Annotated in this window: 15 protein-coding genes; 5 read left to right on the forward strand and 10 right to left on the reverse strand. The window is 60.0% G+C overall.

Annotated features, from left to right (window positions below):
- Positions 1-110: 110 nt before the first annotated feature.
- Positions 111-758 carry a hypothetical protein gene (locus DK870_RS09400; RefSeq protein ID WP_060756513.1) on the forward strand — a complete coding sequence of 216 codons (648 nt, stop codon included), beginning with the start codon at positions 111-113 and terminating at the stop codon, positions 756-758.
- A 126-nt stretch (positions 759-884) separates the two neighbouring features.
- Here DK870_RS09400 and DK870_RS09405 read toward each other — a convergent pair whose 3' ends face one another.
- The 6 genes from DK870_RS09405 to DK870_RS09430 all read right to left on the reverse strand — a co-directional run bounded on the left by DK870_RS09405 (position 885) and on the right by DK870_RS09430 (position 8,467).
- Positions 885-2,432, reverse strand: coding sequence for a SulP family inorganic anion transporter (locus DK870_RS09405; RefSeq protein ID WP_104995105.1), 1,548 nt, complete (start codon positions 2,430-2,432; stop codon positions 885-887).
- Between the two features lie 85 nt (positions 2,433-2,517).
- Complete coding sequence (locus DK870_RS09410; protein ID WP_060756515.1) at positions 2,518-3,249, reverse strand: carbonic anhydrase; 732 nt, start codon at positions 3,247-3,249, stop codon at positions 2,518-2,520.
- 216 nt (positions 3,250-3,465) lie between these two features.
- Positions 3,466-4,524, reverse strand: a complete 1,059-nt coding sequence (locus DK870_RS09415; protein WP_060756516.1) for a PA0069 family radical SAM protein — start codon at positions 4,522-4,524, stop codon at positions 3,466-3,468.
- Between the two features lie 80 nt (positions 4,525-4,604).
- Positions 4,605-5,915, reverse strand: coding sequence for a cytochrome c (locus DK870_RS09420; RefSeq protein WP_161548504.1), 1,311 nt, complete (start codon positions 5,913-5,915; stop codon positions 4,605-4,607).
- A 12-nt stretch (positions 5,916-5,927) separates the two neighbouring features.
- Positions 5,928-7,712: a GMC family oxidoreductase gene (locus tag DK870_RS09425; protein ID WP_060756518.1), complete on the reverse strand. Its 1,785-nt coding sequence runs from the start codon at positions 7,710-7,712 to the stop codon at positions 5,928-5,930.
- A gap of 2 nt (positions 7,713-7,714) precedes the next feature.
- Positions 7,715-8,467 carry a gluconate 2-dehydrogenase subunit 3 family protein gene (locus DK870_RS09430; protein WP_161548505.1) on the reverse strand — a complete coding sequence of 251 codons (753 nt, stop codon included), beginning with the start codon at positions 8,465-8,467 and terminating at the stop codon, positions 7,715-7,717.
- A 266-nt stretch (positions 8,468-8,733) separates the two neighbouring features.
- On the opposite strand from DK870_RS09430, the gene DK870_RS09435 reads away from it, so the two are divergent.
- Positions 8,734-9,390: a dual specificity protein phosphatase family protein gene (locus DK870_RS09435; RefSeq protein WP_104995102.1), complete on the forward strand. Its 657-nt coding sequence runs from the start codon at positions 8,734-8,736 to the stop codon at positions 9,388-9,390.
- A 232-nt stretch (positions 9,391-9,622) separates the two neighbouring features.
- Here the strand turns inward: DK870_RS09435 and DK870_RS09440 are convergent, their stop codons facing one another.
- Positions 9,623-9,895, reverse strand: coding sequence for a YheV family putative zinc ribbon protein (locus tag DK870_RS09440; protein WP_060756521.1), 273 nt, complete (start codon positions 9,893-9,895; stop codon positions 9,623-9,625).
- The gene (gene prlC, locus DK870_RS09445) at positions 9,892-11,943 is read right to left on the reverse strand and encodes an oligopeptidase A (RefSeq protein ID WP_104995101.1); all 2,052 of its coding nucleotides are present in this window, start codon (positions 11,941-11,943) and stop codon (positions 9,892-9,894) included. Before prlC ends, DK870_RS09440 begins: the two co-directional genes overlap by 4 nt.
- Before the next feature lie 101 nt (positions 11,944-12,044).
- On the opposite strand from prlC, the gene DK870_RS09450 reads away from it, so the two are divergent.
- Both DK870_RS09450 and DK870_RS09455 read left to right on the forward strand, forming a co-directional pair.
- Positions 12,045-12,587, forward strand: a complete 543-nt coding sequence (locus DK870_RS09450; RefSeq protein WP_060756523.1) for a gamma carbonic anhydrase family protein — start codon at positions 12,045-12,047, stop codon at positions 12,585-12,587.
- On the forward strand, positions 12,584-13,243 hold the full coding sequence (locus DK870_RS09455) for an HAD family hydrolase (RefSeq protein WP_161548506.1): 660 nt from the start codon (positions 12,584-12,586) through the stop codon (positions 13,241-13,243). Before DK870_RS09450 ends, DK870_RS09455 begins: the two co-directional genes overlap by 4 nt.
- Positions 13,244-13,358: 115 nt before the next feature.
- Here DK870_RS09455 and DK870_RS09460 read toward each other — a convergent pair whose 3' ends face one another.
- Positions 13,359-14,402: an aminopeptidase gene (locus DK870_RS09460; RefSeq protein ID WP_161548507.1), complete on the reverse strand. Its 1,044-nt coding sequence runs from the start codon at positions 14,400-14,402 to the stop codon at positions 13,359-13,361.
- A gap of 126 nt (positions 14,403-14,528) precedes the next feature.
- Between DK870_RS09460 and DK870_RS09465 the strand changes: the two genes are divergently transcribed.
- Positions 14,529-14,951 (forward strand): hypothetical protein, encoded by a 423-nt coding sequence (locus tag DK870_RS09465; RefSeq protein ID WP_060756526.1) that lies wholly within the window; start codon positions 14,529-14,531, stop codon positions 14,949-14,951.
- On the opposite strand, the gene DK870_RS09470 is transcribed toward DK870_RS09465, so the two are convergent.
- A complete protein-coding gene (locus DK870_RS09470) occupies positions 14,952-15,191 on the reverse strand; it encodes a DUF1161 domain-containing protein (protein ID WP_060756527.1) in 240 nt (79 codons plus the stop codon). It abuts the gene before it with no gap.
- Between the last annotated feature and the right edge of the window lie 107 nt (positions 15,192-15,298).

The raw sequence follows: 15,298 nt of genomic DNA on the forward strand, positions 1-15,298 counted from the left end.
AACCGCTGTGCATAACCATGAAATAATTATGACAAATGCATCTTAGGTGCTCGTATAAACGAGCTACCTTATCCTCTCCCTTTTCCTACGCCTGTTTCACTGGAGTTTTCATGAACACCGCCGCATTGCGCGAGCAGATTTCCCGTGCCCATCAACACGAAGCCACTACGGGCCAGCTTGCCCAGCAGCTGGAAAAACAATTGCCGCACCTGCATTCGGCCATCGCCCTGACTGACGGCGATCGCAACATTGTCATGACTCGCTTCGTGACGGCCTACATCGACCTCGTTCCCGATTTGCTGGAAGCCGCCAATGACGTGGCTCGCGAAGCCGGCATTGAAAGCCAGATCAAGCCGGTGCTGAAGATCGCCGAGCACTTCTTCCTGCAGCCCCCTGCAATACTGGCAGGGCACGAGGGCCTCGACGGCCTGCTGGATGAAGCCTACCTGGCCCATCGCCTGGTGGAGGAGGTCAACGATCTGTATATCAAGCACTTCGGCCAACCGCTGATTCCAACCGATACCACCGTGGCCAATTTGATTGCTCACCAATTGATCGGCGAGCAATTCGCCAATCAGCTGGATGAGGCGGTGCATCTGGCGGTGGATGAAATGCTCAACGAAGAGAACTTTGCGCTGGAGTCGGTAGAGGCCTATCGCGAGACACTCAAGAGCCCGGATACGGAAGCGGCGTGGAAACGCTGGCCGTGCCTGTCGCGGCAGTTGGGGGTTGAGTTGTCGCTGGATCAGCCTGCCTGAATTTTCCGGCCTGCAAAGATCAAGTGTGGGAGGGGGCTTACCCCCGATTGCGATGTATCAGCCAAAGATATCTGGACTGGTGCACCGCTATCGGGAGCAAGCCCCCTCCCACAGTTTCCGGCTGAATCAGGTAGTAGAAGGCGCCGACCCGATCCCCACGGTGGTACGCACCCTACCTTCCAAACGTCGTTTCAACCCACGCGCCTCGATCACCAGCGTCGACCCCTTGGCCGCATTCGCCCGGCCCCATTCCTCCAGCAACTCCAGGCAGGAATGGTCGATATAACTCAGGTTGTTCAGCGGCACATGCACGGTAGTCCCCGCCGGCACTGTCGACAGCACCTGGGTCAGTACCGGCACCTTCAAGAAGGTCGCCGCACCCGTCAGGCGCAACTCCATCTCGCCCTCTTGCGGCAGGTCGATCAGGCTCACCTTCAAGCGTGACGCCTTGAACGCCAGCTTCACCAACGTGAGCCCGAAGCCCACCAGCACGCCCGTCAGCAGATCGGTGAAGATGATCGCCAACGCCGTCGCGGCATAGGTGAACATCGGCATGCGCCCATAGCGTCCCAGCGCCTTGAACGCCTTGATGTCCACCAGTTTGATCCCGGTATACACCAACACACCCGCCAGACTCGCCACCGGAATACTTTGCAGTACGCTCGACAGCAGCAAGACGAAAGCCAACAGCCACAAACCGTGGAACATGGCCGACATGCGGGTGGTGGCGCCGGCTTGCACGTTGGCCGAACTGCGTACGATCACACCCGTCATCGGCAACGCGCCGACCAGGCCACACAGCATGTTGCCCACGCCTTGAGCCGACAACTCCTTATCGAAATCGGAGCGCTGGCCGCTGTGCATCCGATCGACCGCCGCTGCAGAGAGCAAGGTCTCTGCGCTGGCAATAAACGCCACAGCAAACGCGGCGATCAACAACTGTGGATCGGCCAGGTTCAGCAGATCGCTGGGACGCAGCCAGTCGATGGCATCGGCAAGGTTTTCCGGCACTTGCACGCGCTTGACCTGCAAGGCCAGCACCAGGCTGACAACGGTCGTCAGCCCCACACCCAATAGGGCGCCGGGAACGAAACGCAGGCTTTGCGGGCGCAATTTATCCCACCCATACATCACCAACATCGTCGACAAGCCGAGCAGGCCGGCCTGCCAACCAAGGCCACCGCCAAGGGTCGGCATCGCCTCGCCCAGCGCAGCCGGAAAGCCCGCCAGGTTCGCCAGCCCCGAGGGCTGGGGCGCGCCGTCGAGCATCACGTGAATCTGCGACAGCACGATCAGTACGCCGATCCCCGCCAACATGCCGTACACCACTGCCGGCGCCGTCACGCGGAACCAGCAACCCAGGCGCAAGCGACCCGCCACCAGTTGCAGAAACCCCGCCAGCAGCAAGATCGGCCCCAACATCAACATGCCGTGCTGGCGTACCAGTTCAAACACCAACACCGCCAACCCCGCCGCCGGGCCACTGACCTGCAATGGCGATCCCGCCAACCAACCCACCACCAGGCCACCGATGATCCCGGTGATCAGACCCTTGGCCGGCGGCATGCCGGAAGCGATCGCAATGCCCATGCACAGGGGCAGGGCAACCAGAAACACAACCACGGAAGCCAGCAGCTCCCGTGGCAGTACAGCTTTCAATTGAGCAGCACGCATGATGACTCTCCCGAGGCATTCGCCGGGCGCGGCAAAGCCTGGCTGCATCCATGGCAGCCACCGCTCTACCCGGCAGGGAAGTGTTTTAGAAGCGCGCTTTAGGCGTCGCGGAAGGAATCGGCTCGGTGCCGTTCAACGGTCGAAATGCCGCTGTTTCCGCATCGTAGGCCCGGATTTCGCTGGTCTCGATGTTGTAGATCCAGCCATGGATGAACAAGTGACCATTGGCCATGCGCGAAGCCACGGACGGGTGGGTGCGCAAATGTTGCAGTTGGGCGATGACGTTTTCTTCGGTCACCAACTTCATGCTCTCGCCTTCAGTGGCGCAGTCGCAGTTGTCATGGACCATGGTCTTGGCGACCTCGGCATGACGCAACCAGGCTTTGACCGTCGGCATCTTTTCCAGCGTGTGCGGGTTGAGTACCGCACGCATGGCGCCGCAATCGGAATGCCCACACACGATGATGTGCTGCACACCCAGGGCGAGTACCGCGTACTCGATCGCGGTGGAAACACCCCCGTTCATCTGGCCGTAGGGCGGCACTACGTTGCCGACGTTACGGGTCACGAACAGGTCGCCAGGGGAGCTCTGGGTGATCAGTTCGGGCACGATGCGCGAGTCGGCGCAGGTAATGAACATCGCTCGTGGGCTCTGGGCCGTGGCGAGTTTCTTGAAAAGCTCTTCCTGCTGCGGGAAGACGTCGTGATGGAAATGCAAAAAGCCGTCAACGATATGCTTTAGCGCTGCATCGGCGGATTCCGCCACCTGAGGGGCTGAAGCCGACGCAGCCAACGGCTGTTTATCCTTGTCACTCATGATTCATCCTCTTGATTAATGCAGGGGGAGTATTCAGGTCAGATCGACGCCAGCCAGTAAAATTCCTACAGCGGCGACGCAGACTTATCAGTCACTCGCGGAACAAGGTAACCATCGAAACTTAACTCAAACTGAATGAACCGCTCTAGATCGCGGGTTTCAGTGATATCAAAACGCGACTATTCCTACATAAACAGTGCGACATTCCTAGGCAGTTTACAGCAATGCCATTTGTCTGCCCGGTGGGCAGAACGCTGTGCAGTCCAGGTTGAAGCCTTCCCGACGGTTCAGCCCCAGCCGCTTGATCGCCTTGCTGAAGCGCTGCGCCAGCAAATCGGCAAACGGGCCTTCGCCGCGCATGCGCACGCCGAAACGGCTGTCGTACACCTCGCCACCCCGCACCTGGCGCACCAGGCTCATCACATGGGCCGCACGCTGCGGGTAATGCGCCGCCAGCCACTCTTCGAACAGCGGCGCCACTTCCAGCGGCAGGCGCAGCATCATGTACGCCGCGCTTTGCGCGCCGGCCGCGTGAGCTTCAGTGAGCAGGCTTTCGAGTTCGCTGTCGTTGATCATGGGAATCATCGGCGAACACAGCACCCCAACCGGGATGCCCGCCTCACGCATCACCCGAATCGCCCGCAACCGCGCCTTGGGCGCCGCCGTACGCGGCTCCAGGATGCGCTTGAGTTCGTCGTCCAGGCTGGTGAGGCTGATCATCACCGCCACCAGGCGCTGGCGGGCCAGCTCGGCCAGCAGGTCAAGGTCGCGCAATATCAGCGAGCCTTTGGTGATGATCGTCACCGGGTGCCGGTAGCGCAGGAGTACTTCGAGAGTTTGCCGGGTGATCTTGTACTCACGTTCGACAGGCTGGTACGGGTCGGTGTTGGACCCAAGGTTGATCGGCGCGCAGACATAGCCGGGCTTGGACAACTGTTGCTCCAGCACATCGGCGGCATTGGTCTTGGCGATCAGCCGGGTTTCGAAATCCAGCCCTGGCGACATGTCCCAATAGGCATGACTGGGCCGTGCATAGCAGTAGATACAGCCATGCTCGCAGCCGCGATAGGGGTTGATCGAACGATCAAACGGCAAATCCGGCGAGTTGTTGCGGGTGATGATGGACTTGGCCGTTTCGATACGCACTTCGGTGCCTTGGGTCGGCGGGACCTCCTGAAACCAGCCGTCGTCCTCGGCCACGCTGACGGTAGGCGCAAAGCGGTTGTGCAGGTTGGTGGCCGTGCCCCGGCCACGGGGCGGCAGCGCAGTAGACATGAAAACGCCTCGATACTGTTTTTATATACAGTATCGAGGCGCAAGGTTTCTGACCAGTGCCGTTTGGCGGCCAGTGCGGATCAGTGCTTGTTCGTCACTTGCCCAAGGTCATCGCCGGAGGTCGTGCGCATATCACTCTTGCGCAGGTCGGCCACATCGCTGGCCTTCACGGGGGCCCCCTTGTTACCCCAGCTGCCGCGAACGAAACTGACCACATCCGCCACTTCCTGGTCCGACAGACGCCAGGCGAAAGCGGGCATGGTGAAGGTCGACGGTGCGGTGTGGGTCGCCGGCAAGGTACCGCCATTCAACACGATGTTGATCAACGACGTGGCATCCGTCGTCTGCAGTACCGGGTTACCCGCCAACGCCGGGAACACCCGCGTATAACCATGGCCGTCCGTGCGATGGCAGGCCGCGCAATTGTCGATGTAGACCGACGCGCCCGGCTTGCTGTCATCACCTTTCCACAATGCCTCAGCCACCTGTTTGTCGTACTGGTGCGGCAGATCCTGCGGATCGACCGCCGGCAGGCTCTTGAGGTAACGGGCGATCGCCGTCAGGTCATCTTCCGACATGTACTGCATGCTGTGGACTACAACGTCGCTCATGCCACCAAACACGGCACTGCGATCACTGCGGCCGGTCTTGAGGAATTGCACCAGCTGCGCTTCGCTCCAACTGCCAAGGCCGTCCTTGTGGTCGCCACGCAGGCTTTTCGCGATCCAGCCTTCCAGTGGCGCACTGCCGGACAGGAACGCGTTGCCTTCAGTGGCACTCAGGGCTTTTTCCTGCATGGTCAAGGCACGCGGTGTATGGCAAGCGCCGCAATGGCCAAGGCCTTCTACCAGGTAAGCGCCACGGCTGATCACCGGGTCGGCCGCAGCCTGGGCCGGTTGCGCCTGTACAGCCGGGGCAAACATCCAGCGCCACGCCGCCAAGGGCCAGCGCATGCTCAAGGGCCAGGGAATCTCGCTGTCCTTGTTCACTTGGGCGACCGGCTCGACACCCTTCATGAAATACGCGTACAACGCATGCATGTCGCTGTCGCTGACACGTGCATAAGACGGGTAGGGCATCGCCGGGTAAAGCGTACTACCGTTCTTGGCGACGCCATGGCGCACGGCCTTGTCGAAGTCGTCGAAGCTGTAGTCGCCCAGGCCCGTCTTGTCCGGCGTGATGTTGGTGGAATAGATCACGCCGATCGGGGTTTCCATCGGTAGGCCACCGGCAAAGGGCTTGCCCCCCTTGGCGGTGTGACAGGCCACGCAGTCGCCGGCGCGGGCCAGGTATTCGCCCTGTTTGATCAAATCGGTTTCAGCCGCACTGACCGAGCAACTGCTGAATAAACCCAGTGAGGCCGCCAGAGAGGCGATAACGAATGCTTTCATGCTCATCGCTCCTTATGCCTGTACCAGCGGGCCGGGGTTTTTCAGGTACTGCTCGCGGATCGCCCGCGCCGACCAATAGGTCAACGCCGCCACCAGGCCGGTAGGGTTGTAGCCCAAGCCTTGTGGGAATGCGGAAGCGCCCGGGACAAACACGTTGTGTACATCCCAACTCTGCAGATAGCGATTCAACGCACTGGTCTTCGGGTTGGTGCCCATGATCGCGCCGCCGTTGAGGTGGGTGGTCTGGTAGGACGCCGTGTTGAAGTGCTCCCCGACCTTTTTACCGAGTACGGCAATGGCTTTGGGGTTCATCGCTTCGGCGACCTTGCCCATCTTCTCGATCATGAATCGGTTCATCTTGATGTCGTTTTCCTGCCAGTCGAACGTCATCCGCAGCAGCGGTTGGCCGTACGCATCGCGGTACACCGGGTCCAGGTCCAGGTAGTTGCCCCGGTAGGATTGATGAGCGCCGTGGGCATCCATCGATACCTGGTGGGTGTAGTAATCCGCAGTGGCGCGTTTCCAGGCACTGCCCCAGGCCGGGGTGCCCGGTGGGTTGGAGGTACCGGCAATCGGCCGGCTACCCGCCTGGTTGACCCACATCGGCGAGCCGCCCACAAAGCCGTGTGGCCCATGGTCGAAGTTGTCCGCGTTGAAGTCATCGATGGCCACGCCATTGCCGCCCGCACCGATGAAGTTGTTTGTATGAGTGTCCTTGTCGAAGAAGGCTTTGATGGTGCCCATGTTCTGGTAGGCGAAGTTCCTGCCCACCACGCCCTCATTGGTAATCGGGTCGTAGGGTTTGCCGATGCCCGACAGCAGCATCAAGCGCACGTTATGGAACTGGAAGGCACCGAGGATCACCAGATCCGCCGGCTGCTCGCACTCCCGGCCTTGAGCGTCGATGTAGCTCACGCCGGTGGCTTTTTTCCCGGTGCTGTCGAGGTTGACCTTGAGCACGTGGGAATTGGGCCGCAGCTCGAAATTCGGCACTTGGCGCAGAGCCGGCAGAATGTTTACGTTCGGCGAGGCCTTGGAGTACATGTAGCACACGTAACCGCTGCAGAAACCGCAGAAGTTGCACGGCCCCATCTGCGCGCCGTAGGGGTTGGTGTACGGCCCCGACGTATTGGCCGATGGCAGGTTGTAAGGCTTGTAACCGACCTCGGTAGCGGCTTTCTGAAACAGCTGAGCGGAAACGGTATTTTTTTGCGCCTCCAACGGGAACGGGTTGGAGCGGTCCGGCGCATACGGGTTGCCGCCACGGCCTTCACCCACCAACTGGCCTTTGACGGTCCAGGCCTGGCCGGAGGTGCCGAAGACTTTTTCCGCGTAGTCGAAAAACGGCTCCAGTTCTTCATAGCTGACGCCGAAGTCCTGGATGGTCATGTCTTTGGGAATGAAGTTCTTACCGTAGCGCTCTTCATAGTGGCTGCGCATGCGCAGCTCGATCGGGTCGACGCGAAAATGCACCCCCGACCAGTGCAAACCCGCGCCACCTACGCCATTACCCGGCAGGAACGCACCCAGCTGACGGTTAGGCAGGGCTACATCATTCACACTGTGGCGAATGGTCACCGTCTCCTTGGAGATGTCCTGAAAGAGTTTTTTACGCACGCTGTAGGTCAGTTCGTCGATGACCTGGGGATAGTTGCCATCCGGGTAAGTGTCCTGCATCGGGCCGCGCTCCAGCGCTACCACGTTGAGGCCGGCCTCCGTCAGCTCCTTGGCCATGATCGCGCCGGTCCAGCCAAAGCCTACGATCACCGCATCCACTTTCTTCATGATGGTCGCCACGTTTATGCCCTCTCGCCGCGGATGGAAACAGCCGGGAAGGGGTATTGCTCGTTGCGTTCCACCCAATCCATGAAATCGGCGCGGGCGCCGGGGAAGCCGATCATGGTCCAGCCGACCATGCCTTTGTTGCCCCCGTGGATCGGGTCGCAAAAGAAGCCTTCCTTGGTGTTTTGCAGCAGCAGGTTGAAGAACATCTTCGCCGGCACCGCTTCAAAATGTGCACTCACTTCACTGCCGCCCGCCTCAAGACGACGCAACATGTCATCCTGGGTAGCGCTGTCTTGCGCAGCAAAAACTTTACCGTTGAACGCTTTCGACCATGCATCCGTCGCGGCGATACCCAGGCGATAGATCTCCTTGGGCACCAATTTGCTCTGCCAGCCCATCTCGGGAGCTGCATCGGCATTGAACGGGCCTTGCATGAACCACAGCGCGCCACTGGCGTAAGGCGTGTTCATCTGACGGTCGATATATTCCGGCGCCCCCGCTTCCAATGCGCCAGGGCCCTGGGCATCGGCGGGAATCAGTCGGGCGACGGCAGCGTTGATAAACGCCCATTCTTCAGCGGTGAAATAACTCGGCTCGTAGGCTTTATCGCTCGCAGGCACCTTGGCCGGTGCCGCCTGGGCAGGCTCCGGCGTGGCCATCAGCATTGAACCGCCAAGGCTGCTGCTGGCAACCGTGACCACCGGGATCAAGGTCAAGGATTTGCGCAAAAAGTCGCGCCGCGGGTTGTCTTGATCTTGATCAGACATGGGGGCACCTCATCATGGGGTCACGGGTTTGTCCGCCACTTCTGGGAGCAGCGTGAAGGCATGGATTCCCAGGCATGACACATCCTGGCAACCAATAGTTACAAATGATAGCAGCCTAAGGATTTGGAATAGTCAACTGAGCTGCAAAAAAACAGCAGATCAGTACCGACTGTTCACAATTCTTTGACGAGGACCTCACGCCCTGTTGACCGCCTGTAGGCGAATCTATGGCCCATCAGCCATTTCCCTATTCGGTTACAAAGCGCATGTTCAAGATTCGATTGCTGCCCGCCTTCGGCCTGGTGTTCATGGCACTGTTCGCAAGCGTTCACGCTCAAGCCGAGGACGCCCCGTCGACGCGCTCGCCGGAATGGGCACAGCCCGTGGGCGACCAATTCAACCTGCACCAGATGACGCCCACACTCTATCGTAGCGCGTTGCCGGACAGCAGTGCAGTGCCTGTGCTGGAAAAACTCAAGATTGGCACGGTCATCAATTTCCTGCCGGAATCGGACGCCAGCTGGCTGAAATCGACGGATATCAAACAGGTTCAACTGACCTATCGCACCAACCATGTCGACGACACCGACGTGCTCGCGGCGCTGCGCGCCATTCAGCAGGCCCAGGCCAACGGCCCGGTGTTGATGCACTGCAAACACGGCTCTGACCGCACCGGCCTGATGGCAGCGATGTATCGCGTGGTCGTGCAGGGGTGGAGCAAGGAAGATGCGCTGAACGAAATGACCCTGGGCGGCTTCGGCACCAGCAATGGCTTCAAGGACGGCGTTCGCTACATGATGAAAGCCGATATCGACAAGTTGCGCACCGCCTTGGCCAATGGCGATTGCAGCACCAGCGCCTTCGCCCTGTGCTCGATGAAAAGCTGGATTACCACTTCGGCAAGCGACGAGAAAAAGCTGTGACTACACGCCATTGAGTCGCAAAAAAAAGCGGGGCATCCAGTGCCTGATGCCTCTCAGTTAAGCGATAAAGCGGGCGATGGATAAATTGTGGGAGGGGGCTTGCTCCCGATGGACTGCGTAGCAGGCCCATTTTTGAGACCGCTGCGCGGCCTATCGGGAGCAAGCCCCCTCCCACAGGGACCGCGTTAATCCTTAACTGAGAGGCATCAGGCACTGGGTGCCCCGCTTTTTTTTAGTCTTTTTTCAGCTTCGGATTAGGAAAAAACTGTACCGCCTGCACCTTCGGGTCAGGCGCTTTCAACGCCGATGTATTGACCCGCGTGCCCAACTCCCTGGGCACCGACAGCCCTTGATCATTGAGCGTATCGGTATAGCCGCAGGCCACGCATTCACGATGTGGCACGCTGTCCTCGGTCCACATCTTCAACTTGTCCGGCTCGCTGCACGCCGGGCAGACCGCCCCGGCGATAAATTGCTTTTTGGTAATCACAGGCCCTTCACTCATGCTGCCGCGTCCTCACTCAGGCCGCTGTGGCGCAAGAGTGCGTCAATCGACGGCACGCGTCCGCGGAAATCGACGAACAGCACCATCGGTTCCTGGGAACCGCCACGGGCCAGGATCGCCTCACGGAAGGCACGGCCAGTCTCGGGATTGAGCACGCCGTCTTCTTCGAATTTGGAGAAGGCATCCGCCGACAGCACTTCGGCCCACTTGTAGCTGTAATAACCCGCCGCGTAACCACCCGCGAAGATATGCGCGAAGCTGTTGGGGAAGCGGTTGTAGGCCGGCGGGCGCATCACCGAAACTTCATCACGCACGCCCTCGAGCACCTGCGCGACCGTGCGGCCATCGCCGTGAGTGGCGTGCAGTTCGAAGTCAAACAGCGAGAATTCCAACTGGCGCACCATCATCAGGCCCGACTGGAAGTTCTTCGCCGCGAGCATTTTCTCCAGCAAGTCCTGCGGCAGCGGCTCACCGGTTTCATAGTGACCGGAGATCAATGCCAGGCCTTCCGGCTCCCAGCACCAGTTCTCCATGAACTGGCTCGGCAACTCCACCGCATCCCAGGCCACACCGTTGATACCGGACACGCCCGCATGCTCAACGCGGGTCAGCAGGTGGTGCAGGCCGTGGCCGAACTCGTGGAACAAGGTGGTCACTTCGTCGTGGGTCAGCAGCGCAGGCTTGCCGCTGTCGGCCGGGGTGAAATTGCACACCAGATTAGCCACCGGGCTTTGCAGCACGCCGTCGATCGTGCGGCGGCGGTCGCGGGCGCCGTCCATCCAGGCACCGCCACGCTTGTTGGCGCGGGCGTACAGGTCGAAGAAGAAGCGGCCGACATGCTGGCCGTTTTCCTTGATTTCAAACAGACGCACGTCCGGATGCCAAGTATCGAAACCTTTTTGCTCGGCGATCTCGATGCCGTACAGACGCTGCACAATGGCGAACAACCCGCTCAACACTTTGTCGATCGGGAAGTAGGCGCGCAGGGCCTCCTGGGACACGCTGTAGCGCTGCTCTCGGAGTTTTTCACCGTAGAAACCGCTGTCCCAGCTTTGCAAGTCGGCGCAGCCTTGTTCGGCGGCGTAAGCCTTGAGCTGTTGCAGGTCCTGGGCGGCAAACGGCTTGCTGCGCTTGGCCAGGTCACGCAAGAAACTTAGCACCTGGTCACTGGACTCGGCCATCTTGGTGGCCAGGCTCAGTTCCGAGAAAGAGGCGTAGCCCAGCAGTTGAGCAAGCTCCTGACGCAGGTCGAGGATCTGTTCCATCACCGGCCCGTTATCGTTCTGACCGGCATTCGGGCCTTGGTCCGACGCACGTGTGCAATAGGCCGCGTAGACTTCTTCGCGCAGGGCGCGGTCCTGGGCGTAGGTCATCACCGCGTAGTAGCTCGGGAACTCCAGGGTGATCAGCCAACCGTCGAGCCCCTTGGCCTGGGCGGCAGCGGCCATTTGTGCCTTGGCCGAGTCGGTCAGGCCAGCCAGGCGGGCCTCATCGATCACATGCTTGGTCCAGGCCTGGGTGGCGTCCAGCAACTGATTGGAAAATTTGCTGCCCAGCTCCGACAGCTTGCTCTGCACTTCGGCGTAACGTTTTTGCTGCTCAGGCGGCAAATCGATACCCGACAGGCGGAAGTCACGCAGGGCATGTTCCAGGATAGTTTTTTGCGCCACATCGAAGCCGGCCGCTTCCGGGCTGTTGGCCAAGGCTTCGAAAGCCTGGAACAGTGCGCGGTTCTGGCCCATTTCAGTGGAGTAGGCGCTCAACGCGGGCAGACATGCCTCATAGGCTTCGCGCAGTTCGGCGCTGTTGCACACGGCGTTGAGGTGGCTGACCGGGCTCCAGGCAGCGCCCAGGCGGTCGTTCAGTTCGTCCATCGCCAGGACCAGCCCGGCCCATGTCGGATTTTTACCCTGGCTTTGCAGGATGCCTTCGATGGCGACACGGTTGTCGGCGAGGATCTGTTCGATGGCCGGCTGGACGTGCTCGGCACGGATCGCCGAGAACGGCGGCAGGTCGTAGGACTGCAGAAGTGGGTTGTTCGCGCTCACGGTTGGCACCTTGGCTGAGGAAACGGATAAGACAAAGATGGGGCCATCTTAATTACAATCAATGCCCACCGCAGCTATCAGCAAAAGAGAGAGAGGCTATCGTGACCCTTCGCAGCTATCAGAACCACACGCCAACCCTGGGCGCCGGGGCGTTTGTCGATGTTTCGGCGGTGGTGATCGGCGATGTCGAAATTGGCGCCGACAGCTCGGTATGGCCATTGACCGTGATTCGCGGCGACATGCACCGTATCCGCATCGGTGCGCGCACCAGCGTGCAGGACGGCTGCGTGTTGCACATCACCCATGCCGGCCCCTTCAACCCGGACGGTTTTCCACTGCTGATCGGCGATGACGTGACGGTCGCCCATAAAGTCATGCTGCACGGCTGCAGCGTAGGCAGCCGGGTGTTGATCGGCATGGGCAGCATCGTCATGGACGGTGCCGTGGTCGAAGATGACGTGATCATTGGTGCCGGCAGCCTGGTGCCGCCGGGCAAGAAACTCGACAGCGGCTTTCTGTACGTGGGCAGCCCGGTTAAACAGGTTCGCGCACTGACTGACAAGGAGCGCGCCTTTTTCACCTACAGCGCCGCGAACTACGTGAAGCTCAAAGACCTGCACCTGGCCGAAGGATTCGATCAATGACCTTGCATTACCCCACCGTACTGTTCGACCTGGATGGCACCCTCACCGACCCGCGCGAGGGCATCACCCGCTCGATCCAGTACGCCCTCGGCAAGCTCGGCATTGATGAGCCGGACCTGACCAAGCTGGAACACTTCATCGGCCCGCCGCTGCTGCAAGCGTTCATGCAGTACTACGGTTTCGATGAAGCCAAGGCGTGGGAAGCGGTGAACTTCTACCGCGAGCGCTTCAAGGTCACCGGGCTCTATGAGAACCGCGTGTTCGACGGCGTGATGCCCTTGCTTGAAGCGCTGAACGACCAAGGCCGCCAGCTATATGTGGCGACCTCCAAGCCGTGGGTATTTGCCCGCGAGATCGCGCGGCATTTCGACTTTGCCAGGCACTTCAAGGTGATCTACGGCAGCGAGCTGGATGGTACGCGCACCAACAAGGTCGAGCTGATCGCGCACTTGATGCACGAAGAGCAGCTGGACCCTGCCACCACCCTGATGATTGGGGATCGCAAGCATGACCTGATCGCAGCACGAAGCAATGGGTTGGATTCGGCGGCGGTAGGATATGGGTTTGGCAGTTTTGAAGAGCTGAATGCCGAGAAGCCGACTTGGCATTTTGAAACCCTGGATCAGATGCATCAGGCGTTTATGCGGCGCCCTTGAGGGCGCTATCGGGAGCAAGTCGAATCGTCGCACCGCCCCTCCCACATTTTGACCGTGGACGCCGGGCAATTGTGGGAGGGGCGGTGCGACGATTCGACTTGCTCCCGATAGGACCCTAGAGGCCAGCACCTTCCAACTGCTTCAACGCAGCCTTGCGTTGCGCCACCGGCAGCCCACCCAGCTTTTCCACCGCCGCAAAGAACTTCACCCAATCCCCACCTTGCTGCCTGAACAACGCGGCAAACGCAGGCACCCACTGGTCATACAGCCCGAACGGCAATAGCCGCGCGTTGTTCATCGGCTGGTTGATCCACCCGTCATACCGCTTATCGCCACCCCACTGGCTGTCGCGCATCCGCCGGTACTCACTGCGCAAACGCTCGAATTCCGCCGCCTTGGCCTGGCGCATCACGTCCGCGGCCAATGGCTGGGCGTAGAGTTTTTCCAGGCGTTTGCGGGTGTCGAGGATCAGCCGGATAAATTGATCACGTTGCAACAACGCCGCATCACCCAACGGCGCCAGACCGCGTGCCGCGCGCCATTGACGGGTGCCTTCCTGCTCCACGAAGTTGGCGTAGGACTCATTGAACTCAGTATCGTCCTTCACATAAAAGCGCTGGTGCGCCAGCTCATGGAAGATCAGCGTCGCCAAGCGCTCATCACCCCAGTTCATCATGGAGCTCATGATCGGGTCATCGAACCAACCCAGGGTCGAATAGGCTTCTACGCCGCCAATCGACACATCCATGCCACGCTGGCGCAACAACGCCGCTTCACCTCGCGCCGCGCTTTGGTTGTAGTAACCGCGATAAGCCACGCAGCCGGCGATGGGGAAGCAGTGGGTCTCGGGCGAGAGAGAAAATTCCGGCGTGGCGAAGACGTTCCAGACTACATAAGGCCGACCAATGTCGGCATACAGCCGGTAACTCCGGTTGTCAGGCAGGTGCAAGTGTTCGCTGGCAAAGGCCCGCGCCTTCTGCGCTTGCTTGAGGTGATCGCGCAATTCCTGTGGGCGAGACGGATCTGCGATGACCTCGGAAACCGGCTCCCTGGCCCGCAATAGTTGCCACTGGCCGCTGGCCAATTGGCTGTAATAACTCACACTGGAACAGCCGCTGAGCAGCACAACCAGCAACCCTGGAAGAAAACGCCTGACCATGCCCCAATGACTCCTGGGTAAATTGCCCGCCAGACTAGCCTGCCTGCGCGGCATTTTTCCATGGCATGGCATGTTTATACTGGTAGCGAGCCTGCTTGCATCTTTCCCACCGCCTGAGTGCCCGCCATGCGCCAGCTATTGTTTTGCACCACTGCCTTGTTTCTCAGCGCTTGCGCCTCAACCCCGATTCCCCCGGTCGACCCACACCAAGCCTGGATTGATTTCGCCACGCCGACGCCGGGCGCCAAACTGGTCATGGCCCAGCGCCTGGACGGCAAAAACCTCAACGACGGACGCTTCTTCCAGGTGCCACCCGGCAGCCATGAGCTGATGGTGCGATTTGATTTTGAGGTGCCCACGGGCGGTAGCTTCGGTGGCCTTGGGCAGATGACTGACCGTACCTGCTTCATTACCCTGCAGTACGATCATTTCGAGGCTGGCCAACGCTATCGCCTGGAGGGGCGCTCATTGGCCTACACGCCGAATATCCGTTTGTATAACGCCGCCCGCCAATTGCTGGCTGAAGAGCGCAGCGTCAACTGCCTGTGATCAGTCGTTGTTCTTTTGGTAGATGATGCGCTTGGTGCCGTTTTCACAGGAACCGACAATCATGGCGCTGTCATGATTCTTGGCTTCTTCGGCGGTGATGATTTCCAAGGTGTAGGACGGAATCGCCTTGGCCTGGATCTTCACCTCGATCTCTTTCCTGAGCTCTTCACAATCTTTTGGCGCGGCCACAACCGAAGTAGCCAACGCACCGCAAATGATCGCCAAGGCAAAACGTTTCATGTGTGAAGCTCCCTGAATGCCTGCGCACGGGTGTGCGCTCGAGGCTGCATAGCCTATACGACCGCGTCCGGGAAACACGAGTTCTGATTTAACGCAGAACAAAGTGT

Source organism: Pseudomonas sp. Q1, from assembly GCF_009935975.1.
Lineage (GTDB): Bacteria > Pseudomonadota > Gammaproteobacteria > Pseudomonadales > Pseudomonadaceae > Aquipseudomonas > Aquipseudomonas palleroniana.